Raw genomic sequence first — 23,110 nt, 5'->3', positions numbered from 1 at the left:
CAGTCGGTTCCGAGGACGGCGGACCGTTCGCCGCCCACGAGGAGGACCTGAGCACCTGTGACCGAGTACGGCACCCACCCCGGCGCCCCCGGCGCGCCGGGCACCCACGGCACCCCCGCCCCGACCGCGACGTCCACCTGGGCGCCGCCCGCGTGGCAGCCCGCACCGGGCCAGGTGCCCCCCGCCTTCCAGCCCCCCGCGCCGCCCCGCGAGCGCCGCGGCGGCCGCCTGCGCATCGGCGTGGCCGGCCTCGTCGCCGGCGCCCTGATCGGCGGTGGCGCCGGGGCGGGCGTGGTGGCGCTGTCCGACGGCGGCACCGGCGGGGGCACGGGCACCGTCGCCGCGCAGAACGTGACGATCACCAACCCCGAGACGGCCACCGCGGTGACCGCGGCGGCCGCGAAGGCCACCCCCAGCGTGGTGACCGTGTACGTCGCCTCCCCCTCCGGCTCGGGCTCCGGGTCGGGTGTGGTCCTGACCGACGACGGCTACGTGCTCACCAACAACCACGTGGTCGAGGCCGGCGGGCAGGGCGCGGTGTCGGTCCGCACCGCGGACGGCACCCTCTACGACGCGACGATCGTGGGCACCGAGCCGACCTACGACCTGGCCGTGCTCAAGCTCGACGGCGCCTCCGACCTGGTGGCCGCCGGATGGGCCGACTCCGACGAGGTCCAGGTCGGCGACCTGGCGGTGGCCATCGGCGCCCCGCTCGGTCTCACCGACACCGTCACCGACGGCATCATCAGCGCGACCGGCCGGGCCGTCGCCACCGGCTCCCCCGAGGGCGACGCCACGGTGATCGACGCCCTGCAGACGGACGCGGCGATCAACCCCGGCAACTCCGGTGGCGCCCTGGTCGACGGCGCCGGTCAGGTCATCGGGATCAACACCGCGATCGCCACCGTGGCCTCGGGGGCTCCCGGCGGCCAGGCGCAGAGCGGCAGCATCGGCGTCGGCTTCGCGATCCCGGGCAACGTCGCGCAGCGGATCGCTGCGGAGATCATCGAGGACGGGTCGGCGGACACCACCTACCTCGGCGTCAGCGCTCGCACCGCGGCCGCCGACGGCAACTCCGAGGTCGGCATCGGCGCCGAGGTGGTCCAGGTGCAGCCGGGGACGCCGGCCGCCGACGCGGGCCTGCAGCCCGGCGACGTCATCACCGCGGTCGGCGACCGGCTGGTCACCACCTCGACCGAGCTGACCGCCGCCGTCCGGAGCGTCAGCCCGGGTGACGACGTCACCCTGACCGTCGACCGCGCCGGCGGGACCGACGAGGTCCAGGTGACCCTGGGGGCCACCTCCGACTGACCGCTCGGGGGACCGGCGGGGTGCCTAGGCTCGGTCGGGTGTCGGTACCCCGCCCCCCCGCCCCCCTCGCCGGGGCGCTCGACGACCCCGGGCGGGCCCGCGACCTCGCCCGCATGAAGCGGCTGGCCACCGGGTTGTTCCTGGTGGCCGCCGCCGTCTTCCTGGGCTGCGTCCTCCTCGGCGAGGAGGCCGGGGCCTGGGTCGGCTACGTGCGCGCGACCGCGGAGGCCTCGATGGTCGGCGCGCTCGCCGACTGGTTCGCGGTGACCGCGCTGTTCCGGCACCCCCTGCGGCTGCCGATCCCGCACACCGCGATCATCCCGCGCAAGAAGGACCAGATCGGCGCCAGCCTCGGCACGTTCGTGCAGACCCAGTTCCTCACCCGCGAGGTCGTCCAGGACACGGTCACCGCCATGGACCTGCCCGGCCGGCTCGGGACCTTCCTCGCCGCCCCGGGGCGGGCCGAGCGGCTGGCCGGGGACGCCGGGGTGGCCCTCACGTCGCTCACCGACCTGCTGCGGGACGACGACGTCCAGGCGGCCGTGGCCGCGCTGGTCGACCGCAAGCTGCACGGGACCCCGGCGGCGCCGATCGTGGCGCGGGCCCTGGAGCTGGTCATCGAGGGGGACCGCCACCAGGAGGTGCTCTCCGCGGGGCTGCGCGGGCTGACCCGCTTCCTCGAGGAGAACCGCGTCGTCTTCCGCGCCCAGCTCGGCGACGCCTCGCCGGCCTGGGTGCCCGACTGGGTCGACGACCGGGTGTTCGACCGCATCTTCACGCTGCTGCTCGGGTTCCTCGACGAGGTCGGGGACGACCCGCGGCACGAGCTGCGCCGCAGCTACGACGTCCGGCTGCGGGCCTACGTGCACGCGCTGCGGACCGACCCCGACACCGCGGCCCGGGTCGAGGAGCTGAAGAAGGACCTCATCGAGCACCCCGCCGTCCGCACCTGGTCGGGGTCGCTGTGGGTCAACGCCAAGGCCGCCCTGCTCTCCGCCGCCGCCGACCCGGACTCCGAGCTGCGCGTCCGGGTGGCCGCGGCCGTCCGGGACCTGGCCGCGCGGCTGCGCGGCGACGAGGTGCTGCGCGAGCTGGTGCAGCGGCAGGGCGTGCGGGCGGCGGGGTACCTGGCCGAGCGGTTCTCCGGCGACCTGGCCCGGCTCGTCGGCAGCACCGTCGAGCGCTGGGACACCGAGGAGACCAGCCGTCGGCTGGAGCTGCAGGTGGGGCGGGACCTGCAGTGGATCCGCGTCAACGGCACCATCGTCGGCGGGCTCGCCGGGCTGGTGATCTACACGCTGGCCCAGCTGCTGGGCTGACGCTCGCCGGCGCCGCCGATCCGGGCGGGCGGGGGCGGGTCGACCGGGCCCGGGACGGCGCTATGGCCGCGGGAAGGTGAAGCCGTGCCCGCGTCCGGGGCGACCCGACAGTCCGGGGCGACCCGACACCGGTACGGCTTCCTCTTCCGCGGCCGGTCCCCGGGTCAGCCCGCCGCGTCCCGGAGGAGTGCGGCCTGGTACAGCGCGATGCCGGCGGCGACGCTGACGTTGAGCGACTCGGTGTCCCGGCCGATCGGGATCCGGACGACCAGGTCGCACCGCTCGCGCACCAGCCGCGACAGCCCGCTGCCCTCGGCGCCGACCACGAGCGCCACCGGGTCGGCGAGGACGTCGGCGTCCTGCAGGTCCACGTCACCGTCGCCGGCCAGCCCGACGGTGGTGAGCCCGGCGTCCTGGTAGGCCGCCAGCGCGCGGGCCAGGTTCACCGCCCGGGCCACCGGCAGGCGGGCGGCGGCGCCGGCGCTGGTGCGCCAGGCGGACGCGGTCATGCCGACCGAGCGCCGCTGCGGCACGACCACGCCGTGCGCGTCGAAGGCCGCGGCCGAGCGGACCACGGCGCCCAGGTTCCGCGGGTCGGTCACCCCGTCCATCGCGACGACGAGGGCCGGGCGACCGGAGTCCCGGGCGACGTCGAGCAGGTCGTCGGGGTGGGCGTACTCGTACGGCGGGACCTGCAGGCCGATGCCCTGGTGCAGGGCTCCGCCGGACATCCGGTCGAACTCGGCCCGGCCCACCTCGAGCAGCGGCAGCCCGCGGTCGTTGGCCAGGTGCAGCGCCTCGGTCACCCGCTCGTCGCTCGCGGTCCGGCTGTCACCGGTCACCACGTACAGCGCGGTCGCCGGGATCTGCGCGCGCAGCGCCTCGACGACCGGGTTGCGCCCGAGCAGCAGCTCCGGGGTCTCCTCGGCGCGCTGGCGGCTGCGGTCCCGCTCGGCTCGGCGCCGCGCGTCGGCCTGGGCCCGCCGCTGGGCGGGGTGCCCCGGTCGCATCTCGGCCGGCGGGGTGGCGCCGCGGCCGGCCAGCGCGCGGCGGCCCTTCCCCCCGGTGCCGGTGGTGGCGCCCTTCTTGCCGGCGCCGCTGCTGCGGCCCCGGCGCTGGCTGTTGCCGGCCATCAGCGGGTCAGCTCCCATCGCGTTCCCTGCGGGGTGTCCTCGACCTGGACGCCGAGCGCCGTGAGCTGGTCCCGGATCGCGTCGGCGGCCGCGTAGTCCTTGCGCGCCCGGGCGGCCTGCCGCTGGTCCAGCGCCAGGGCCACCAGCGCCCCGGTCACCTCGGCCAGCCGGTCACCGGGCCCACCCGCCGACCAGCGGGGGTCGAGCGGGTCCAAGCCCAGCACGTCGAGCATGGCACGCACGGCGCCGAGCGCCCCGGCCACCGCCGCGTCGTCGCCGCCGGCCAGGGCGGTGTTGCCCTCGCGGACCGCCTCGTGCACGGCGGCGACGGCGGCGGGCGTGCCGAGGTCGTCGTCCATGGCCGCGGTGAACGCCTCCGGCAGCGTCCGCTCCCCCGCGTCGGCGCCCACCCGCTCGGCCGCGCGGGTCACGAACGACTCCAGCCGCCGGTAGGCCGCCGCGGCCTCCGCGAGCGCGGCGTCGGTGAACTCGACGGTCGAGCGGTAGTGCGGGGCCAGCAGGTAGTACCGCAGCTCCACCGGCCGCACCCGCTGCACGACCTCGTCGACCAGCGCGGTGTTGCCCAGCGACTTGCTCATCTTCTCGCCGCCGAGGGTGACCCAGCCGTTGTGCAGCCAGTACCGGGCGAACCCGTCACCGGCCGCCTGCGACTGGGCCCGCTCGTTCTCGTGGTGCGGGAAGCGCAGGTCCAGCCCGCCGCCGTGCAGGTCGAACGCGGGCCCGAGGTAGCGCCCGGCCATCGCCGAGCACTCCAGGTGCCAGCCGGGCCGGCCGCGGCCCCACGGCGTCGCCCAGGCCGCGGTCTCCGGCTCGCCGTCCTTGTGCGCCTTCCAGAGCGCGAAGTCGCGGGGGTCGCGCTTGCGCTCGTCGCTGTCGGTGTCGGCCGCGGGGTCCAGGTTGTCGAGCTTCTGCCCGGTCAGCTCGCCGTACCCGGGGAAGGACCGGACGTCGAAGTACACGTCGCCGTCGACGGCGTAGGCGTGCCCGGCCTCGATCAGCCGCTCGATCAGGGCGACCATGTCGGGGACGTGTCCGGTGGCGCGCGGCTCGTACGTGGGCGGCAGCAGGCCGAGGACGTCGTAGGCCCGGGTGACGGCGAGCTCGTTGGTGTACGCCCACGCCCACCACGGCACCCCGGCGTCGGCGGCCTTGGCCAGGATCTTGTCGTCGATGTCGGTGACGTTCCGGACGTAGGTGACCTCGAACCCCCGGGCGGTCAGCCAGCGGCGCAGCACGTCGAACACCAGCGCGGAGCGCACGTGGCCGACGTGCGGGGGGCCCTGCACGGTGAGCCCGCAGACGTACATGGAGGCCTGCCCGGCACGCAGGGGCGTGAAGTCGCGGACCGCACGGGCGGCCGTGTCGTACAGGCGGAGGCTCACTGCGCGGAGTGTACGGAGCGCAGGATCAGCCCGGCGCGGGCTCCGTGGACGGCGGGAGGTCCGCGGTCCGGACCACCAGCGCGGTGGCCAGCGCCGCCCGCCCCTCGCCCCGGCCGGTGAGGCCGAGGCCGTCGGTGGTCGTGGCGGTCAGGCTGACGGGCGCGCCGAGCGCGGCGGACAGCACGGCCTCGGCCTCCGCCCGGCGCGGGCCGATCCTCGGGGTGTTCCCCACGAGCTGCACGGCGGCGTTGCCCACCCGCCAGCCGGCCGCGGCCAGCACCTCGCGCACGTGCTCCAGCACGGCGGCGCCGCGGGCGCCGGCCCAGCGCGGGTCGTCGGTGCCCAGCAGGCCGCCGATGTCGCCGAGGCCCGCGGCGGAGAGGACGGCGTCGGTCAGGGCGTGGGCCACGACGTCGCCGTCGGAGTGACCGGCGCAGCCGTCGACCGCGGGCCACTCGAGCCCGGCCAGCCAGCAGGGCCGGCCGGCCTCGACCGGGTGGACGTCGACACCGGTGCCGACCCGGGGCAGCGGCGCGGTCACCGGGCGACCAGCAGCTCGGCGAGCGCGAGGTCGTGCGCCACGGTCACCTTCGCGGCGCGCTCGTCGCCCTCGACGGTCGCCACCGGCACACCGGCCGCCCGCACCACGGCGGCGTCGTCGGTGAGCTCGGCGTCCTCGGGCAGGGCGGCGTACGCGGCGGCCAGGGGGCGGTGCGCGAAGCCCTGCGGGGTCTGCACCCGCCGCAGCTCAGGGCGCGGCAGCGTGCCGGTGACCAGCCCGGCGGCGTCGACGGCGACCGTCGTGTCGACGACGGGCAGGACCGGCACCACGGCCGGGGCGCCCGCGGCGAGGGCGGCCAGAACGCGGGCGACGACGTCCGGCGGGGTCAGCGGGCGGGCGGCGTCGTGCACCAGGACGGCGTCGGCGCCGGGGGGCACGACGGCCAGGGCGGCGCGCACCGAGGCGGTCCGTGTCGCCCCGCCGGCCACCACCCGGGTGCCGGCGGGCACCGCCGCGGTGACGGCCCCGTGCTCGGCGGCCGGTGCGGTCACCACGACCTCGTCGACGCCGCCGGCCAGCAGCGCCTCGACGGCCCAGCCGACGAGCGGGCGGCCGGCGAGCGGGACGAGGGCCTTCGGTCGGCCGACCCCCAGACGCAGACCACTCCCGGCCGCTGCGACGATGCCGACAGCGTGCACGGGAGTGGTCGGGTGGTGCGGGGTGGCCGGAGCCGGGCTCAGCTGGCGAGGACCTCGTCGAGGAGCACCTCGGCCTTGTCCTCGTTGGTGCCCTCGGCGAGAGCCAGCTCGCTGACCAGGATCTGACGGGCCTTGGAGAGCATGCGCTTCTCCCCGGCCGAGAGGCCGCGGTCCTTGTCGCGACGCCACAGGTCGCGGACGACCTCGGCGACCTTGTTCACGTCGCCGGAGGCGAGCTTCTCGAGGTTGGCCTTGTACCGGCGCGACCAGTTGGTCGGCTCCTCGGTGTGGGGGGCGCGCAGGACCTCGAAGACCCGGTTGAGCCCCTCCTGACCGACGACGTCGCGGACGCCGACGATCTCTGCGTTGTCGGCCGGCACCCGCACGGTCAGATCACCCTGGGCGACCTTGAGCACGAGGTAGGCCTTCTCTTCACCCTTGATGACCCGCTTCTCGATCGCCTCGATGAGCGCGGCACCGTGGTGCGGGTAGACAACGGTCTCGCCGACAGTGAAGCCCATGTGTGTGTGACCCCTTTCGCTCTCTAAAGACTACCACGGAACACTGACGAACGGACCGCCCTCTTTTCGTAAACTCGCAGGTCAGAGGGCCGACGGAGTACCGGGCAGGGGTTGACAGCAGCATGGTCGGTGTGCCTGGACAGGGCTCCCGGACGGGTCCGCCGCTGCGCGCCGTGGTGCTCGCCACGCACGCGGGGCCGACCGTCGCGGTCACCACCGTGGCGGGCCTGCTGGCCCTCGCGGCGGGTGTCCCGGCGGGCCGCGCGGCGCTGGTCACCGTCGCCGTCCTCGCAGGTCAGACGTCGATCGGGTGGAGCAACGACTGGCTCGACGCCGACCGCGACCGGGCGGTCGCCCGGGCCGACAAGCCGGTCGTGCAGGGCGCCGTCGCACCCTCGCTGCTGCGCGCCCTGGCGGCCGGTTCGGCCGCGCTCAGCGCCGTGCTGTCGCTGGCGCTCGGGCCCGTGCCCGGCCTCCTGCTGCTGGTGCTGGTCGCCAGCGGCTGGGCCTACAACGCCGGCCTCAAGGGGACGGCCGCCTCGGCGCTGCCCTACGTCACCGGGTTCGGGGCCCTTCCGGCCGGCGTGGTGGCCGCCGCGCCGGGCACCCCCCTGGCGCCGTGGTGGCTGGTGACCGCGGGGGCGGCGCTGGGCGCCGCGGCCCACCTGGCCAACGTCGCCCCGGACCTCGAGGAGGACCTCGCCACGGGGGTCCGCGGCCTGCCGCACCGGCTCGGGGCGCGGGTCTCCGCGGTCGCCTGCGCGGCGCTGCTCGGCGCGGCGTCCCTGGTCCTCGTGCTGGGTCCCGGGGGGCCGCCCGGCACCCCGGGGTGGGTGGGCCTGGCCCTTGCGGCGCCGGCGGTGGTGGTCGCCGCGCTGGCGGGGACGCCGCGGTTCCGCCGGGCCGCCTTCCCGGCGGTGATGCTGCTGACCGTGCTCGACGTGGTGCTCCTGCTGGCCGGCGGGGCCGCGGTCACCTGACGGGGGCCCGGGGGCACGCCGGGGGACCGCGGCCCGGGCGGCTACTTCTTCCCGTTCCCGTTCCCGCCGCCGTTGCCGCGGCCGCCGTCGCCGGTCGGGGCGGGCGCCGGGACGGCCTCGGCCGGCTCCGCGGTCCCCGCCTCGACGGGCTCGGGCTGCTCGACCGGCTCGTCCGCGGTCGGCGTGCCGGCGTCCCGGGCGGCTGCGCGGTCGGCCGCGCGGTCGGCGTTGCGCTGGTGGGCGGCGTCGCTGACGCGCTCGCCGGTGACCCAGCCGTTGCGCGCGCCCTCGCTGACCCAGCTGCCGAACCCCTGGCCGCCGACCGGCCCGCCGGCCCACTCCTCCTCGGTCAGCGCGGGGCCGGTGACCGGCTCCTCGGTGCGCGGCTCGTCGGTGACCGGCTCGTCGGTGACCGGCTCCTCGACGACCGGCTCCTCGGTGACCGGCTCCTCGACGACCGGCTCCTCGGCGGGCCCCTCCTCGACCGGGTCGTCCGCCGCGGGGCCCTCGGTGACGTCGTCCTCCGGCTCGGCCAGGTCGGCGTTGTCGCCGCTCTGGACGACCGCTGTGGTGTCGTCCTGACCGGGCAGGGCCCCGGCGGTGGCGGCGCCGGTCAGCGCGACGGCGACGGCACCGGCGCCGACGGCGGCCTTCGCGAGGACGCCCGCGGAGGCGATCTTGGTGACGAGTGCGGTGAGGAGCATGCGAGGCCTCTTCCGTGAGGTCCGGGCGGGTCGCCCGGCCGTCCCGGGGGACGGATCCGTGTGGGTGGTGAGGAGACCGGTCGCCAGCAGCTCGGCCAGCGCCGCGTTCGGCCGTCCCGGCTCGGTGGCGCAGCCCCGGACCGCGTCGGCGAACGCGGTCAGGGCGGCGCCCCCGGGCACCGGGCGGCCGGCGAGGGCCGCCTCGAAGGCGGCCTCGGCGGTGCGGTCGTCGGCTGGCACGGTCATCTCGTCCCTGTCATCGCGCGAGGGCCGCGGAGGGGTACGCCCGCGGGGTCACCCGTCGGGGTGGATCGCCGCCGAGCGCGGCCCGGAGGGTGCGCAGGCCCCGCCGCTGCAGCGCCTTGACGGCGCCGGGCGAGCGGCCCAGCACGTCGGCCACCTGCTCGACCGTGAGGTCCGCCAGCACCCGCAGCAGGAGCACGGTGCGCTGGTCGGCCGGCAGCGAGCCGCACAGCCGGTGGACGTCGGCGGCGCCGATGCGGGCCAGCGCGTCGTCCTCGGCGTCCCCGCCGGCCCGCTCGGCCAGGACGGCGTCGTCGTCGGTGACCTGCGGCCGGCACCCCCGCCGGCGCCAGTCGTCGACCAGCCTGCGGTGGGCGATGGTGAAGACCCAGGCACGCAGGGCCGCCTCGTCCCCGGAGAAGCCGTGCAGCCCGGTGAGGACACCGATGAAGGTCTCGCTGGCCAGGTCGTCGGGCTCGGCCGCGCCGTGCAGCCGCAGGTAGCCGGTGACCGCCGGGGAGAGGTCCCGGTAGAGGGTCTCCATCGCCCAGGGGGCGCCCGCCCGGGCCGCCGCGAGGACGTCGTCGAACGGCAGTCCCGTCGCCATCTGCCCTCCCGTGCCGGCCGTCGTCCCCTCCTCCATCGGCAGGGGCGGGTCGGCGCTGGACGGCGGTCACCCGGTAGGAGGACCACCGTTCCCCCCACGCCTCGCACGCTCGGCGCGGGACCATGGACGGTGGCCGCTCCAGCCCGTCACCAGCTCGGCGCGGGACCCTGGGCGGTGGCCGCTCCAGCCCGCCACCGGGCCGGCGGCGGGGCTCAGGGGGCGGCGGTGCCCCGGCGGCGCTCCTGGGCGACGACCTCCGGCAGGTCGCGCAGCCGGTCCAGCCCGGCCAGGGGACGGCGCATGCGCTGGTTGCCCGCCAGCCGGTCGCGGGTGCGGTCGAGGAACGCCCAGTAGCCGGCGGTGAAGGGGCAGGCGTCCTCGCCCAGGCGGCGCCGCGGGTCGTACCGGCAGCCGCCGCAGTAGTCGCTCATCCGGGCGATGTAGGCCCCGCCGGCCGCGTACGGCTTCGTCGCCAGCACCCCGCCGTCGGCGTGCTGGCTCATCCCGACGACGTTGGCCACCATCACCCAGTCGTAGCCGTCCAGGAAGCTGCGGTGGAACCAGTCGGCCATGGCCAGCGGGTCGACGCCGCGCTGGAGGGCGTAGTTGCCCAGCACCATGAGCCGCGGGATGTGGTGCACCCAGCCGTCCCGGCGCACGTCGGCGAGGACGCCCGACAGGCAGGCGGCGTCCACCGCCGCGTCGTCGAGGTCGGCCAGCCAGCCCGGCACCGGCTCGTGCGCGCCCAGGGCGTTGGCGTGCCGGTACCCGCGGCCGAGGTACCAGTACAGGTGCCAGACGTAGTCCCGCCAGCCCATGACCTGGCGGACGAAGCCCTCCACGCTGTTGAGCGGCAGCGGGTCCCCCTCGGCCAGCGACCTCCGGTAGCGCTCCTCGGCCGCGCGCACGACCTCGAGCGGGTCGAGCAGGCCGAGGTTGAGCGCCGGGGACAGCAGCGAGTGGGCCAGCCAGCGGTCGCCGGCGAGCATCGCGTCCTCGTGCGGGCCGAAGGCCCCCAGCCGGGTGTCGAGGAAGTCGTGCAGCCGGCGCAGCGCCTCGGCCCGCGTGACGGGGAACCGGCGCGGGCCGTCGTCCCCGACGAAGGAGACCTCGCCGGCCGCCTCCCAGCGGTCGAGGTCGGCGCGCACCTCCTCGTCGACGGCGTCCTCCTCGGGCCACCAGGGCTCGGGGACGCCGAGGTGCCCGTCGGCCGGTGGGGGCTCGCGGTTCTCCTCGTCGAGGTTCCAGCGGCCGCCGACCGGGCCGGCGCCGTCCATCAGCACCCCGTGCTGCCGCCGGCTGTCGCGGTAGAAGTCCTCCATGAGCAGCCGGCGCCTCCCCCGGCCCTCGGCCCAGCCGGCGAACTCCTCGTGGGTGGCGACGAAGCCGCGGGCGGCGAGCACGGTCAGCCCGGGACGGCGCAGCACCAGGTCCCGGCTGCCCCAGGTCGTCGGCGCGCACACCGACAGCGGCTCGTCGTACCGGTCGAGCGCCTCGGCGTAGGTGCGCACCCGGTGCAGGTCGGCGCGGTCGCCGAGCTCGGCGGCCCGGTGGCGCAGCGCGGAGAGCACGAGGTGGGCCTTCTGCCGGTGGAACCGCCGCCGGGCGAGGACCTCCCTCGACTCGACCAGCAGGACGGGCTGGTCCGGCGCGTCGAGGAAGTGCGGGCCGAGCTGGTCGGCGAAGCACCAGCGGCGGGTTCCCGGGGCGCGCTCGGGGAACGACGCGAGGGCCGGGTCGTGCCCCGGGGACGACGACGGACCGTGCGCCACCCGCCTCACCTCCCGGCGGCCATCCTGCGCCGCGGGATACGCTCGGGCGACCCGGGCCATCGACGTGCGGTGGCCGGCACGCCCCTGGAGGTCCACCGCTGTGAACCGCGCACTGCGCGCCGCCACGATGGGTGCACTGCTGATCGGCCCCGTCGCGCTGACCGCCTGCAGCGCCGGGCAGGTGACCCAGACCGCGACCCAGGACCGGGACAAGGTCGGCCCCTCGGAGCAGGTCGGCGACATCCTGCTGCGCCAGGTCCTGCTCGAGTACCCCGAGGAGGGTGCGTACGAGGAGGGCGAGGACGCCTCGCTCGTCATGGCGATCGTCAACACCGGCCAGGCCGAGGACACGCTGCTCTCCATCGAGGGCGAGGGCTTCGACGAGGCCGTCCTCACCGCTGAGCCCACCCCGGTCCCGCCCGCGCCCGACTCGCCGGCACCGGACGGCACCACCACGCCGTCGCCCGGGGCCACCGCGACCACCTCCCCCGAGGGCACGGCGACGACCTCCCCCGAGAACACGGCCACGCCGGGCACGCCGACGACGACCGCGCCGGCCACCGGCACCGGGTCGGCCGGCGTCGAGATCCCCATCCCGGGCAACTCGACGGTGTTCCTGGGCCCGGACGACACCGCCGTCGAACTGGTCGGCCTGTCCGAGCCCCTGACCCCGGGCCAGGGCATCGAGCTCACCCTGACCTTCGCCGAGGCCGGCGAGGTCACCGTCACCGCCCGGGTGAACACCCCTGGCGAGGCGCTGGAGCGCGGCGAGCCGTTCGACTTCCACCACGAGGAGCAGGAGACCGGCTCCGACAGCCGCGAGGCGGCCTCGGGAGCCGGCCAGGGCGAGTGACCGGTCCCCGCCCCGGTGGCGCGGTCCTGTCGGTACCCGTGGCTACCGTCCGGGCGTGCCTGCCTCCGGAGTGAAGTCCCGTCCCGCTCACCGCTGCACCGAGTGCGGCTACGGCGCCGCCAAGTGGGTCGGCCGCTGCCCGGAGTGCCAGGCGTGGGGGACGCTGCAGGAGGTCGGTGTCCCGGCCTCCCCGCTGCGCGCGGTCGCGGCGGGGCCGGTCAGCGCCCCGGCCCGCCCCATCGCGCAGGTGGAGCTCACCGGGGCCCGCGCCGTCCCCACCGGCATCGCCGAGTTCGACCGCGTGCTCGGCGGCGGCCTGGTGCCCGGGGCCGTGCTCCTGGTCGCGGGCGAGCCCGGGGTGGGCAAGTCCACGCTGCTGCTCGAGGTCGCCCACCGGGTGGCCGAGGTCAACGGGCCCGCGCTCGTCGTCTCCGGCGAGGAGTCCGCGGCCCAGGTGCGGCTGCGCGCCGAGCGCATCGGAGCCCTGCACGACGATCTCTTCCTCGCCGCCGAGACCGAGCTGTCCGCCGTGCTCGCGCACGTCGAGCAGGTCGCCCCCTCGCTGCTGGTCCTCGACAGCGTGCAGACGGTCCGCTCCCCCGCCGTCGACGGCACCGACGGCGGTGCCACCCAGGTCCGGGCCGTCGCCGGCGCCCTCACCGCGGTCGCCAAGGCCCGCGGGATGACCACGATCCTCGTCGGTCACGTCACCAAGGACGGCGCCATCGCCGGCCCCCGTGCGCTCGAGCACCTGGTCGACGTCGTGGTCTCGTTCGACGGCGAGCGGCACTCCACGCTCCGGCTCGTGCGGGCCACCAAGAACCGGTTCGGGCCGGCCGACGAGATCGGCTGCTTCGAGATCGGGGACGGCGGGGTCGTCGGCGTCCCCGATCCGTCGCACCTGTTCGTCTCGCGGCGGTCCGCCCCCGTGGCCGGCAGCTGCGTCACCGTCACGATGGAGGGCAGCCGGCCGCTGCTGGCCGAGGTGCAGGCCCTGGTCGCCTCCTCCTCGGGCGGCGGCTCACCGCGCCGGGCGGTGAGCGGGCTCGACTCGCAGCGGGTGGCCATGGTCAACGCGGTCGTCGAGCGGCGCGGCGGGGTCCGGCTGGCCGACGCCGACGTCTTCGCCGCCTCGGTGGGCGGGGTGCGCATCGTCGAGCCCGCCGCCGATCTCGCCCTCGCCCTCGCCATCGCCTCGGCAGCCCGGGACACCCCGCTGCCACCGGGCATGGTGGCGCTGGGCGAAGTGGGCCTCTCCGGCGAGATCCGCCGGGTGGGGGGCACGGGTCGCCGGCTGGCCGAGGCGGCCCGCCAGGGCTACCGGGTCGCCCTCGTGCCCGAGGACGCCGGTCCCGCGCCACGGGGCATGCGGCTGGTCGAGGTGCCCGACCTCGCCGGTGCCTTCGCCCGGCTGTCCCGGGACGGGTGAGTCCACTCACCGGCACCCGCCAGTACCGTGGGGGCACGTACACTCAGCCGCCACCACACCAGACGTCAGGAGCGCTCGTGCCGCCCGTTGTGGACCCCGAGGTCGCGCTCCGCGATCTGCTCGGTCGCATCGCACCGGGGACGCCCCTGCGCGACGGTCTGGAGCGCATCCTGGCCGGCCGCACCGGGGCGCTGATCGTGCTCGGGTACGACCGCGTGGTCGAGTCCATCTGCACCGGCGGGTTCGCCCTCGACGTGGCGCTGTCGGCGACCCGGCTGCGCGAGCTGGCCAAGATGGACGGCGCGGTCATCGTCTCCTACGACGGCAGCCGGATCGTGCGCGCCGGCGTGCACCTGATGCCCGACCCGACCGTGCCGACCGAGGAGTCGGGCACCCGGCACCGCACCGCCGAGCGGGTCGCCGTCCAGACCGGCTTCCCGGTGATCTCGGTCAGCCAGTCGATGCACATCATCAGCGTGTACGTGGCCGGGCGCCGCTACACGCTCGAGCACCCGACGACCATCCTGGCCCGCGCCAACCAGGCCCTGGCCGCGCTCGAGCGCTACAAGCTGCGGCTCGACGAGGTGGCCAGCACGCTCTCGGCCCTGGAGATCGAGGACCTCGTCACCGTCCGCGACGCGATGAGCGTCAGCCAGCGGCTGGAGATGGTCCGGCGGATCGCCGACGAGATCGAGGGCTTCGTCGTCGAGCTCGGCACCGACGGCCGCCTGCTGGCCCTCCAGCTGGACGAGATGCTCGCCGGCGTCGAGGAGGACCGCGGCCTGCTGGTCCGCGACTACCTGCCCGGCGGGGCCCGCCGCCCCCGGACGATCGAGCAGGTGCTCACCGACCTGCGCGCGCTCTCGGCCACCGAGCTGCTCGACCTGTCGGCGGTCGCCCGCTGCTACGGCCTGCCGACCTCCGCCGAGGCCCTCGACTCCCCCGTCAGCCCGCGCGGGTACCGGCTGCTGGCCCGTGTGCCCCGGCTGCCCGCCGGCATCATCGACCGGCTCGTCGACCACTTCGGCGGCCTGCAGAAGCTGCTGGCCGCCACCATCGAGGACCTCCTGGCCGTGGAGGGTGTCGGCGAGGCCCGCGCACGCGGCATCCGCGAGGGCCTGTCCCGCCTGGCCGAGACCTCGATCCTCGACCGCTACAGCTGAACAGGAGCTCCTGCCCCCCGGGGAGGACCTCGTCCCCCTCTCCCCTCGCAGGCTCGGGCGAGCCTCCGGACGGGGGTGTTCGCGCCGGCGGCGGGACCCTGCAGGGGTCCGGCTCGGCGCGGGTCCTTCACCCGGTGACCGTGAACGGGGCGTCCGGGCTGGTCGCGGTGTCCAGCCGGCCGCGCAGCGCGTAGTCCCCGGGGGCGAGCGGTAGCCGCTCCGCGCCGCAGCCCGGTTCGCTCGACCGGCCACCCCACACGAGGGGGAAGGCCGCGGACTCCCCCGGGGCGAGGGTCCGGGTGTCCTCGCCGGCCTCCGGGAGGCAGTCGTTGCTCCCCCACACCCGGTTGCCCGCGCCGTCGAGCAGCACGATCTCCTGCAGGCCCTTGTCGAGGGCGCGGACGCACGGCACCGACGAGACGTTGGTGACCACCAGCTCGAAGGTCGCCCGCTCACCCGAGGGCGCACTGCCGGGGCTGCGCACCTCCAGCCCGATCATCTGGTCGCTGCACGGGTCCCCGGGCTGCGGGGCGGCCGGCTCCGGCGGCGGCGGAGGCGCGGGCACCGACGGCTCCGTGGGCGGCTGGACGCCGGTCAGGGAGGGGACGACCCGCTCCAGCGCGGGCGGGTCCGAGGGCGCGGCGGCGGTCTCGGCCGCCTCCACGGTGCCGGTGCCCTCGTCGTCCCCCGTCGCGGCCGCCACGGTGAGCCAGCCGCCCCCGCCGAGCAACGCCACCATGAGCGTGAGCACCAGCGACCGGCGGCGCCAGTAGACGCCGGCGGGCAGTGGTCCGACCGGGTGGAGCACGCGTCGACGGTAGTCGGGGGCGCCGAACGCCCTCACGGCGGCACGCCGTCCCCCCGGGCGGCACACTGGGGTCCCGTGGAGAGCGCCACCGCCCCCCGTCCGGCGTCCGACGTCGGGGACACCCTGGTCGACTGGTTCGCCGGCGCCGCCCGGGACCTGCCGTGGCGCCGACCCGGCGTCGACGCGTGGGCGGTGCTGGTCAGCGAGGTGATGCTGCAGCAGACGCCGGTCGCGCGCGTCGAGCCGGTGTGGCGGGAGTGGGTGGCGCGCTGGCCGACCCCCGCCGCGCTCGCGGCGGCCAGCCCCGCCGAGGTGATCCGCGCGTGGGGCAAGCTCGGCTACCCCCGGCGGGCGCTGCGGCTGCGCGAGGCCGCCGTGGCGCTCGTCGAGCGCCACGGGGGCGCCGTCCCCGCCGACGTGGCCGCCCTGGAGGCCCTGCCGGGCGTGGGGACCTACACCGCCCGTGCCGTCGCCTGCTTCGGCCACGGCACGCCCCAGCCGGTCGTGGACACCAACGTGCGGCGGGTCGTGGCCCGCCTCGTGCACGGCCGCGCCGAGGCCGGTTCCGCCCGGGCCTCGGACCTCGGCGACATCGCGGCCCTGGCCCCGGCCGACCCCGGGCGGGCGGTGCGCTTCTCCGTGGCGGTGATGGAGCTCGGCGCTCTCGTCTGCGTCGCGGGGACCCCGCGCTGCACCGCCTGCCCCGTGGCCGGTGCCTGCGCCTGGGTGCGGGCCGGGCGCCCGCCCCACGAGGGCCCGCCCCGCCGGGTCCAGCGGTTCGCCGGCACCGACCGGCAGGTGCGCGGGCGGCTGCTCGACGTGCTCCGGGCCGCCGACGGCCCGGTCGAGGCCGCCCGGCTGGACGGGGCCTGGGACGACGCGGCGCAGCGGTCCCGCTGCCTGGACTCCCTGCTGGTGGACGGGCTGCTCGAGCAGCTGCCCGACGGACGCTTCACCCTGCCTGCCTAGGAACGCCTGCCCGCCTGGCGACGCCGCCGCGGCGTGAGGTCGCGGGAGGTCATCAGCCCGCCCGGCCGGCGCCCCCACGGCGCGCGGGACCAGCAGGAGGGCGCGGACGGCGCCCGGCAGGCCGGCGCCGGCCACCACGACCGACGGCGCGCCGACCACGGCGCCCGCGACCACGGCCCGCCGTGGACCGGCGTCCGCCTCACCCCGAGCCACGGCCCCTCCGGACGCGGCGAGGGCCGCCCCCGCGGTGCGGGAAGCGGCCCTCGTCGGTCGTGCTAGCGGGTCACTCGGCCTTCTTCAGGCTGGTGGGCCCGTTGCCGTCCTCGTCGTCGCCGACGGCCAGCGCCACGGGCGGGCTGTCGGGCAGGTCGATCGGCTTGGCCTCGCCCCGGAAGACGAACCGCTGGTCGGCGCCCTCGCCCTCCACGTCCACCACGATGATCTGACCGGCGGTCAGCTCGCCGTAGAGGATCTTCTCCGACAGCGCGTCCTCGATCTCGCGCTGGATCGTCCGGCGCAGCGGCCGGGCGCCCAGCACCGGGTCGAACCCGCGGGCCGCCAGCAGCTTCTTGGCGTCCTGCGTGATCTCCAGCGACATGTCCTTGTTGGCCAGCTGGCTCTCCACGCGGGCGACCATGAGGTCGACGATCTGGATGATCTCGTCCTCGGTCAGCTGGTGGAACACGACGATGTCGTCGATGCGGTTAAGGAACTCCGGCCGGAAGTGCTGCTTGAGCTCCTCGTTGACCTTGTTCTTCATCCGCTCGTAGTTCGACTGGCTGTCGTTGCCGACCTGGAAGCCCAGCCCCACGGCCTTGGAGATGTCCCGCGTCCCGAGGTTGGTCGTGAGGATCAGGATCGTGTTCTTGAAGTCCACGATCCGGCCCTGACCGTCGGTGAGCCGGCCGTCCTCCAGCACCTGCAGCAGCGTGTTGAACACGTCCGCGTGCGCCTTCTCGATCTCGTCGAAGAGGACCACCGAGAACGGCTTGCGCCGCACCTTCTCGGTCAGCTGGCCGCCCTCGTCGTAGCCGACGTAGCCGGGAGGGGCACCGACGAGCCGCGACACGGTGAACCGGTCGTGGAACTCGCCCATGTCGATCTGGATGAGGGCGTCGTCCTCGCCGAAGAGGAACTGGGCCAGCGCCTTGGCCAGCTCCGTCTTACCGACACCCGAGGGGCCGGCGAAGATGAAGGAGCCGCCGGGACGGCGCGGGTCCTTGAGGCCCGCCCGCGTCCGCCGGATCGCCTGGCTGACGCTCTTGATGGCCTCTTCCTGGCCGATGATGCGCTTGTGGAGCTCCTCCTCCATGCGCAGCAGCCGGGTGGTCTCCTCCTCGGTCAGCTTGAAGACCGGGATGCCCGTCCAGTTGGCGAGGACCTCGGCGATCTGCTCGTCGTCGACCTCGGCGACGACGTCCATGTCGCCGGCCTTCCACTGCTTCTCGCGCTCGGCCTTCTCGGCCAGGAGGGTCTTCTCCTTGTCGCGCAGCGACGCGGCCTTCTCGAAGTCCTGGGCGTCGATGGCCGACTCCTTCTCGCGGCGGATGCCGGCGATCCGGTCGTCGAACTCGCGCAGGTCCGGCGGGGCGGTCATCCGCTTGATCCGCATCCGGGCGCCGGCCTCGTCGATCAGGTCGATCGCCTTGTCCGGCAGGAAGCGGTCGGAGATGTACCGGTCGGCCAGCGTGGCGGCGGCGACCAGCGCGCCGTCGGTGATGCTGATCCGGTGGTGCGCCTCGTACCGGTCCCGCAGCCCCTTGAGGATCTCGATCGTGTGGGTGAGCGTCGGCTCGCCCACCTGGATCGGCTGGAAGCGCCGCTCGAGCGCGGCGTCCTTCTCCAGGTGCTTGCGGTACTCGTCGAGCGTGGTGGCGCCGATGGTCTGCAGCTCACCGCGGGCCAGCATCGGCTTGAGGATGCTGGCGGCGTCGATCGCGCCCTCCGCGGCACCGGCCCCGACGAGGGTGTGGATCTCGTCGATGAACAGGATGATGTCGCCGCGGGTGCGGATCTCCTTGAGGACCTTCTTCAGCCGCTCCTCGAAGTCACCGCGGTAGCGGGAACCGGCGACGAGCGCGCCGAGGTCCAGCGTGTAGAGCTGCTTGTCCTTCAGCGTCTCGGGGACCTCGCCCTTGACGATGGCCTGGGCCAGGCCCTCGACGACGGCGGTCTTGCCGACGCCGGGCTCGCCGATGAGGACGGGGTTGTTCTTGGTCCGCCGCGACAGGACCTGCATGACCCGCTCGATCTCCTTGGCCCGCCCGATGACCGGGTCGAGCTTGGAGTCGCGCGCGGCCTGGGTCAGGTTGCGGCCGAACTGGTCGAGCACCAGCGAGGTCGACGGGGTGCCCTCGGCGGGGCCGCCGGCCGCGGCCGGCTCCTTGCCCTGGTAGCCGGAGAGCAGCTGGATGACCTGCTGGCGGACGCGGTTGAGATCGGCGCCCAGCTTCACGAGGACCTGGGCGGCGACGCCCTCGCCCTCGCGGATCAGGCCGAGCAGGATGTGCTCGGTGCCGATGTAGTTGTGGCCGAGCTGCAGCGCCTCGCGCAGGGACAGCTCGAGCACCTTCTTGGCCCGCGGGGTGAAGGGGATGTGCCCGGACGGGGCCTGCTGGCCCTGGCCGATGATCTCCTCCACCTGCTGGCGGACACCCTCCAGCGAGATGCCGAGGGACTCGAGAGCCTTGGCGGCGACGCCCTCACCCTCGTGGATCAGGCCCAGGAGGATGTGCTCGGTGCCGATGTAGTTGTGGTTGAGCATCCGGGCCTCTTCCTGGGCCAGGACGACCACGCGGCGGGCTCGGTCGGTGAACCGTTCGAACATCTGCTGCTTCTCCTCTGACCGGCTGGTCCGGCGCTGCCCTCCCCGTGGCGGGGAGGGGCACCCGACATCCGTCGGCGCGCGGGGGCACCGGTCTTTCCACTGTAGTCGCGGACTCCGACTCCCCGTCGGCGCACGGCCGGGGTGGGGAGGAGGAGCTGTCCGGTCCAACTGATGCTGACGGGACGGTGTTCCGGCCGGGTTACGCCGTCAGCGGACAGCGGCGTCGGTCAGCGGGTGAGGGCGAGGCAGATCCAGCACAGCGGCCACTCCTCGTCGGCGTCGTCCGGCCAGGTCCAGTCGACCGGGTCGAGGAGCACGACCGGGGCGAGGCAGACGGCCCGGCCCTCGACGAGCCCGTCGTCGCTGACCGCGTGCAGCCGGCCGCCGGGCATGTCCACCGACTCCCCCGACCAGGACCGGGGCTGCACCTCGTCGGCCCCGACGGTCCACGGCCCCTGCCGGGTGTGGTCGCAGGCGGCGCTCATGCCGGCCGCACCTCCAGCCGCACGCCCTCGGCCGCGAGCCGCTCGGCCAGACCGGCGAGCAGCCGGCTCGCCTCGGCGTCGACCGTGGCCGCGGGCATCAGCCGGACGGTGACCTGCCGGTGGCCCAGCCGCTGCAGGGCGACCACGCCCCCGCGCAGCAGGTCGGCGGTCACCGCGTCCAGGTGCCCGCGCACCCGTATCGCGCCGGACCCCTGGTCGAGGGTCGCGGTGAAGCCCGGCGACTGGGGCCGGACGTCGGCGAACCGGTCGCCGAGAGCAGGGGTGCGGGCCGCTTCATGGCTCATGCCCGAAGCGTTACTCGATCGTCCGGAATGCCCCAGGGACCTTCGCCCCTGCACGTGCCGGCCGCGACCGGGAACGGCGACGGCCCGGCCCCTCGGTGAGGGGCCGGGCCGTCGCCCGCGCGCCTGGGATCAGTGAGCGGCCTCGTAGGCCTCCACGACGCTGGCCGGGATGCGGCCGCGGTCGCTCACGTTGTGCCCGTTCTTGCGGGCCCACTCGCGGATCGCGCCGGCCTGCTCGCGGTCCATGCGGCCCCCACCACCGGTCGCCCGCGACCGGCCACCACCGGAGGCGCGGCCGCCCCCGCGGCCCACCTTGCGGGCGGCCTGCACGTACCGGGAGAACGCATCCCGCATCTCCTCGGCGTTCTTCTCCGAGAGGTCGATCTCGTAGTTCGTGCCGTCGAGAGAGAAGCTCACGGTCTCATCGGCCGGCAGGTCCTCGTCGAGGTCGTCGCTCAGGATCACCTGGACCTTGCGAGCCATTCGGTCTCCGTTTCCACACGGCCCCATTCGGGGCGTCATCGCCACCCGGTCGGGATGGCCTCCCCATTCTTACCCTAATGGCGCGCGGAGAACAGCAGGAAAATGGCGACACACCCCAACTGGTGACGGACGGAACTGTTCCGGTCCAGGGGGTGCCCGGGTTCTCGAACTGTTCCGGTCCTCAACCGGAAATCGGCCGCACCAACGGGAAGAGGATGGTCTCGCGGATACCGAGCCCGGTCAGGGTCATCATCAGGCGGTCCATGCCCATGCCCACGCCGCCGGTGGGCGGCATGCCGTACTCGAGCGCCTCGAGGAAGTCCTCGTCGAGGACCATGGCCTCCGGGTCGCCGGCCGCGGCCAGCAGCGCCTGCTGGGTGAACCGCTCCCGCTGCGCCACGGGGTCGACCAGCTCCGAGTAACCGGTGCCGCGCTCGATGCCGCCGATGTAGAGGTCCCACTTCTCGGCCACGCCCGGGGTCGACCGGTGCGCCCGGGTGAGCGGGGAGGTGTCCACCGGGTAGTCGAGCACGAACGTGGGCTCCTGCAGCGAGTCCTGGACCAGGGCCTCGAACAGCTCCTCGACCACCTTGCCGGGCAGCCAGGCGGGGTCGACGCCGACGTCGTGCCGCTCGGCGAGCGCCCGCAGCCGCTCGACCGGCGTCCCGGGGGTGACCTCCTCGCCGACCGCGTCGCTGACGAGGTCGAAGAGCCGGACCTGCCGCCACTCCCCCGACAGGTCCACCTCGGTGCCGTCGTGGTGGCGCGCGACGTGGTCGCCGAACAGCGCCGCGCAGCACTCCTGGACCAGCTCCCGGGTGATGGTCGCCACGTCCTGGTAATCGAGGTAGGCGGCGTAGAACTCCAGCATCGCGAACTCCGGCGAGTGCGAGCTGTCGGCACCCTCGTTGCGGAAGTTGCGGTTGATCTCGAAGACCCGGTCCAGCCCCCCGACTATGCAGCGCTTGAGGAACAGTTCCGGCGCGATCCGCAGGTACAGGTCGAGGTCGAAGGCGTTCATGTGCGTCCGGAACGGCCGGGCCGCGGCCCCGCCGTGCACCGTCTGAAGCATCGGGGTCTCGACCTCGAGGAAGTCCCGGGAGGTGAGCCCCGCGCGCAGGGCGGCCGTCACCGCGGCCCGCTGGCGCACGGTGCGGCGGGCCTCGTCGCGCACGATGAGGTCGACGTAGCGGCGGCGCACCCGCAGCTCCTCGCTCATCGGCTTGTGCGCCACCGGCAGCGGCCGCAGCGCCTTGGCGGTCAGCTGCCAGGAGTCGGCGAACACCGAGAGCTCACCGCGGCGCGACGTGCCGACCTCGCCCTCGACGAAGACGTGGTCGCCGAGGTCGACGTCGGACTTCCAGGCGTCGAGCGCCGCCTCGCCCACCCGGTCGCGGGAGAGCATCACCTGCAGCTCGGCGTCCCCCTCGCGCAGCGTCGCGAAGCAGAGCTTGCCGGTGTTGCGGGAGAAGATGACCCGCCCGGTGACGCCGACCCGCTCGCCGGTCGTCGTGTCCGGCGCGAGGTCGGGGTGGCGCGCGCGGACCCCGGCCAGGGAGGTCGTCCGCGGCACCGAGACCGGGAAGGGGTCGACGCCCGCCTCCCGGAGCCGGTCGAGCTTGGCCCGGCGGACCCGGAGCTGCTCGGGGAGTTCGTCGTCCGGCTGGCCAGGGGGGAGCTCGCTCACGGGGCCCGAGCCTACGAGGCGCCGCCCCGGGGCCGACCGGGGCCGCGGGGGCGGCCGCCTGCGGGCGGTGCGGCGGGGCGGGCGCCCCCGGCGGCGGCCTGGTGGCGCTCGAAGGCCAGCCGCAGGCCGTGCACGGTGAGGTCCGGCTCCCGCTCGGTGATCGACCGGCAGCTGTCGGCCACCAGGGGCGCCAGCCCGCCGGTGCCGACGACGACCGGGGCGGCACCGAACTGGGCGACCAGCTCCCCCGCGATCCGGGTGACCAGGCCGTCGACCAGCCCGGCGAAGCCGAGGACCAGCCCCGACTGCAGCGCCGCCACGGTGTTCTTGCCGATGGCGTGCGGTGGCACGGTGAGCTCCACCGACCGCAGCTGCGCGGCCCGGGTGGCCAGCGCCTCGAGGCTGACCTCCACCCCGGGGGCCAGCGCGCCGCCGAGGAACTGCCCCTCCGGGCCCACGGCGTCGACGTTGGTCGAGGTGCCGAAGTCGACGACCACCACGGGGCGGCCGGAGCCGTCGGGTGCGCGGCCGAACAGCTCGTGCGCGGCGAGGGCGGTCACGACGCGGTCGGCACCGACCTCCCGGGGGTTGTCCACGTGCAGGGGGACGCCGGTCCGCACGCCGGGGCCGATGAGGACCACGGGCACCTCGAGGGAGTCCAGCAGCTGGCGCAGCGCGGGCAGCAGGGCCGGCACGGTGGAGCACGCCGAGACCCCGGTGACCACCGCGTCCCGGAGCAGGCCCCGCCACAGCATGTGCAGCTCGTCGGAGGTAGCCCGCGGCGCGGTGGTCACCCGCCAGCAGCCGACCCGCCGGTCCCCGTCGAAGGTGGCCAGGACCGTCTGGCTGTTGCCGACGTCGACGGTCAGCAGCACGGCCGCCGCCCCCGCGAGCTGTGCACGGTCGGG

Annotated in this window: 22 protein-coding genes; 7 read left to right on the top strand and 15 right to left on the bottom strand. The window is 75.6% G+C overall.

The window, feature by feature from the left end; all coding sequences use genetic code 11:
• Positions 1-57 precede the first annotated feature (57 nt).
• Together ACI8AC_RS11690 and ACI8AC_RS11685 are read left to right on the top strand one after the other, a co-directional pair.
• Entirely contained in the window at positions 58-1,311 is a 1,254-nt protein-coding gene (locus ACI8AC_RS11690) for a S1C family serine protease (RefSeq protein ID WP_456897936.1), read from the top strand.
• A gap of 38 nt (positions 1,312-1,349) precedes the next feature.
• Positions 1,350-2,630 (top strand): DUF445 domain-containing protein, encoded by a 1,281-nt coding sequence (locus ACI8AC_RS11685; protein WP_456897935.1) that lies wholly within the window; start codon positions 1,350-1,352, stop codon positions 2,628-2,630.
• 164 nt (positions 2,631-2,794) lie between these two features.
• Here the strand turns inward: ACI8AC_RS11685 and rlmB are convergent, their stop codons facing one another.
• From rlmB to ACI8AC_RS11660, 5 genes are read right to left on the bottom strand one after another with little or no spacing between them, the layout of a single operon-like run.
• Positions 2,795-3,781 carry a 23S rRNA (guanosine(2251)-2'-O)-methyltransferase RlmB gene (rlmB, locus tag ACI8AC_RS11680; RefSeq protein ID WP_456897934.1) on the bottom strand — a complete coding sequence of 329 codons (987 nt, stop codon included), beginning with the start codon at positions 3,779-3,781 and terminating at the stop codon, positions 2,795-2,797.
• Positions 3,763-5,166, bottom strand: coding sequence for a cysteine--tRNA ligase (gene cysS, locus ACI8AC_RS11675; RefSeq protein ID WP_456897933.1), 1,404 nt, complete (start codon positions 5,164-5,166; stop codon positions 3,763-3,765). Before cysS ends, rlmB begins: the two co-directional genes overlap by 19 nt.
• A 25-nt stretch (positions 5,167-5,191) precedes the next feature.
• Positions 5,192-5,707, bottom strand: a complete 516-nt coding sequence (gene ispF, locus ACI8AC_RS11670) for a 2-C-methyl-D-erythritol 2,4-cyclodiphosphate synthase (RefSeq protein WP_456897932.1) — start codon at positions 5,705-5,707, stop codon at positions 5,192-5,194.
• The gene (gene ispD / locus ACI8AC_RS11665) at positions 5,704-6,366 is read right to left on the bottom strand and encodes a 2-C-methyl-D-erythritol 4-phosphate cytidylyltransferase (RefSeq protein ID WP_456897931.1); all 663 of its coding nucleotides are present in this window, start codon (positions 6,364-6,366) and stop codon (positions 5,704-5,706) included. The genes ispF and ispD overlap by 4 nt, the downstream gene beginning before the upstream one ends.
• Before the next feature lie 38 nt (positions 6,367-6,404).
• Positions 6,405-6,887 carry a CarD family transcriptional regulator gene (locus tag ACI8AC_RS11660; RefSeq protein ID WP_097206868.1) on the bottom strand — a complete coding sequence of 161 codons (483 nt, stop codon included), beginning with the start codon at positions 6,885-6,887 and terminating at the stop codon, positions 6,405-6,407.
• A gap of 122 nt (positions 6,888-7,009) precedes the next feature.
• Between ACI8AC_RS11660 and ACI8AC_RS11655 the strand changes: the two genes are divergently transcribed.
• Positions 7,010-7,867, top strand: a complete 858-nt coding sequence (locus tag ACI8AC_RS11655) for a UbiA family prenyltransferase (protein ID WP_456897930.1) — start codon at positions 7,010-7,012, stop codon at positions 7,865-7,867.
• Positions 7,868-7,908: 41 nt separating this feature from the next.
• Here ACI8AC_RS11655 and ACI8AC_RS11650 read toward each other — a convergent pair whose 3' ends face one another.
• The 3 genes from ACI8AC_RS11650 to ACI8AC_RS11640 all read right to left on the bottom strand — a co-directional run bounded on the left by ACI8AC_RS11650 (position 7,909) and on the right by ACI8AC_RS11640 (position 11,193).
• Complete coding sequence (locus tag ACI8AC_RS11650; RefSeq protein ID WP_456897929.1) at positions 7,909-8,811, bottom strand: hypothetical protein; 903 nt, start codon at positions 8,809-8,811, stop codon at positions 7,909-7,911.
• A 16-nt stretch (positions 8,812-8,827) separates the two neighbouring features.
• Positions 8,828-9,421, bottom strand: a complete 594-nt coding sequence (locus tag ACI8AC_RS11645; RefSeq protein WP_456897928.1) for an RNA polymerase sigma factor — start codon at positions 9,419-9,421, stop codon at positions 8,828-8,830.
• A 212-nt stretch (positions 9,422-9,633) separates the two neighbouring features.
• Complete coding sequence (locus tag ACI8AC_RS11640; protein ID WP_456897927.1) at positions 9,634-11,193, bottom strand: cryptochrome/photolyase family protein; 1,560 nt, start codon at positions 11,191-11,193, stop codon at positions 9,634-9,636.
• Positions 11,194-11,293: 100 nt separating this feature from the next.
• Between ACI8AC_RS11640 and ACI8AC_RS11635 the strand changes: the two genes are divergently transcribed.
• The 3 genes from ACI8AC_RS11635 (at position 11,294) to disA (ending at position 14,638) form a co-directional block, all read left to right on the top strand.
• Positions 11,294-12,046, top strand: a complete 753-nt coding sequence (locus ACI8AC_RS11635; RefSeq protein ID WP_456897926.1) for a hypothetical protein — start codon at positions 11,294-11,296, stop codon at positions 12,044-12,046.
• Positions 12,047-12,101: 55 nt separating this feature from the next.
• Positions 12,102-13,475 carry a DNA repair protein RadA gene (radA, locus tag ACI8AC_RS11630; protein ID WP_456897925.1) on the top strand — a complete coding sequence of 458 codons (1,374 nt, stop codon included), beginning with the start codon at positions 12,102-12,104 and terminating at the stop codon, positions 13,473-13,475.
• Between the two features lie 77 nt (positions 13,476-13,552).
• Positions 13,553-14,638 (top strand): DNA integrity scanning diadenylate cyclase DisA, encoded by a 1,086-nt coding sequence (gene disA, locus ACI8AC_RS11625; RefSeq protein ID WP_456897924.1) that lies wholly within the window; start codon positions 13,553-13,555, stop codon positions 14,636-14,638.
• A 127-nt stretch (positions 14,639-14,765) separates the two neighbouring features.
• Here disA and ACI8AC_RS11620 read toward each other — a convergent pair whose 3' ends face one another.
• Positions 14,766-15,446, bottom strand: coding sequence for a MucR family transcriptional regulator (locus tag ACI8AC_RS11620; RefSeq protein ID WP_456897923.1), 681 nt, complete (start codon positions 15,444-15,446; stop codon positions 14,766-14,768).
• Between the two features lie 75 nt (positions 15,447-15,521).
• Between ACI8AC_RS11620 and ACI8AC_RS11615 the strand changes: the two genes are divergently transcribed.
• Complete coding sequence (locus tag ACI8AC_RS11615; protein ID WP_456897922.1) at positions 15,522-16,415, top strand: A/G-specific adenine glycosylase; 894 nt, start codon at positions 15,522-15,524, stop codon at positions 16,413-16,415.
• Positions 16,416-16,698: 283 nt separating this feature from the next.
• On the opposite strand, the gene ACI8AC_RS11610 is transcribed toward ACI8AC_RS11615, so the two are convergent.
• The 6 genes from ACI8AC_RS11610 to ACI8AC_RS11585 all read right to left on the bottom strand — a co-directional run bounded on the left by ACI8AC_RS11610 (position 16,699) and on the right by ACI8AC_RS11585 (position 23,077).
• A complete protein-coding gene (locus ACI8AC_RS11610; protein WP_456897921.1) occupies positions 16,699-19,242 on the bottom strand; it encodes an ATP-dependent Clp protease ATP-binding subunit in 2,544 nt (847 codons plus the stop codon).
• A 227-nt stretch (positions 19,243-19,469) separates the two neighbouring features.
• Positions 19,470-19,727, bottom strand: coding sequence for a hypothetical protein (locus ACI8AC_RS11605; protein WP_456897920.1), 258 nt, complete (start codon positions 19,725-19,727; stop codon positions 19,470-19,472).
• Positions 19,724-20,032: a hypothetical protein gene (locus ACI8AC_RS11600; protein WP_456897919.1), complete on the bottom strand. Its 309-nt coding sequence runs from the start codon at positions 20,030-20,032 to the stop codon at positions 19,724-19,726. The genes ACI8AC_RS11605 and ACI8AC_RS11600 overlap by 4 nt, the downstream gene beginning before the upstream one ends.
• A gap of 129 nt (positions 20,033-20,161) precedes the next feature.
• Positions 20,162-20,515: a histone-like nucleoid-structuring protein Lsr2 gene (locus ACI8AC_RS11595; protein WP_456897918.1), complete on the bottom strand. Its 354-nt coding sequence runs from the start codon at positions 20,513-20,515 to the stop codon at positions 20,162-20,164.
• Between the two features lie 181 nt (positions 20,516-20,696).
• The gene (gene lysS / locus ACI8AC_RS11590) at positions 20,697-22,202 is read right to left on the bottom strand and encodes a lysine--tRNA ligase (protein WP_456897917.1); all 1,506 of its coding nucleotides are present in this window, start codon (positions 22,200-22,202) and stop codon (positions 20,697-20,699) included.
• A gap of 11 nt (positions 22,203-22,213) precedes the next feature.
• On the bottom strand, positions 22,214-23,077 hold the full coding sequence (locus tag ACI8AC_RS11585; RefSeq protein WP_456897916.1) for a type III pantothenate kinase: 864 nt from the start codon (positions 23,075-23,077) through the stop codon (positions 22,214-22,216).
• Positions 23,078-23,110: the final 33 nt, after the last annotated feature.

It is taken from the genome of Geodermatophilus sp. SYSU D00758, from assembly GCF_054049955.1.
This window is presented reverse-complemented; position numbering and strand designations above follow the sequence as displayed.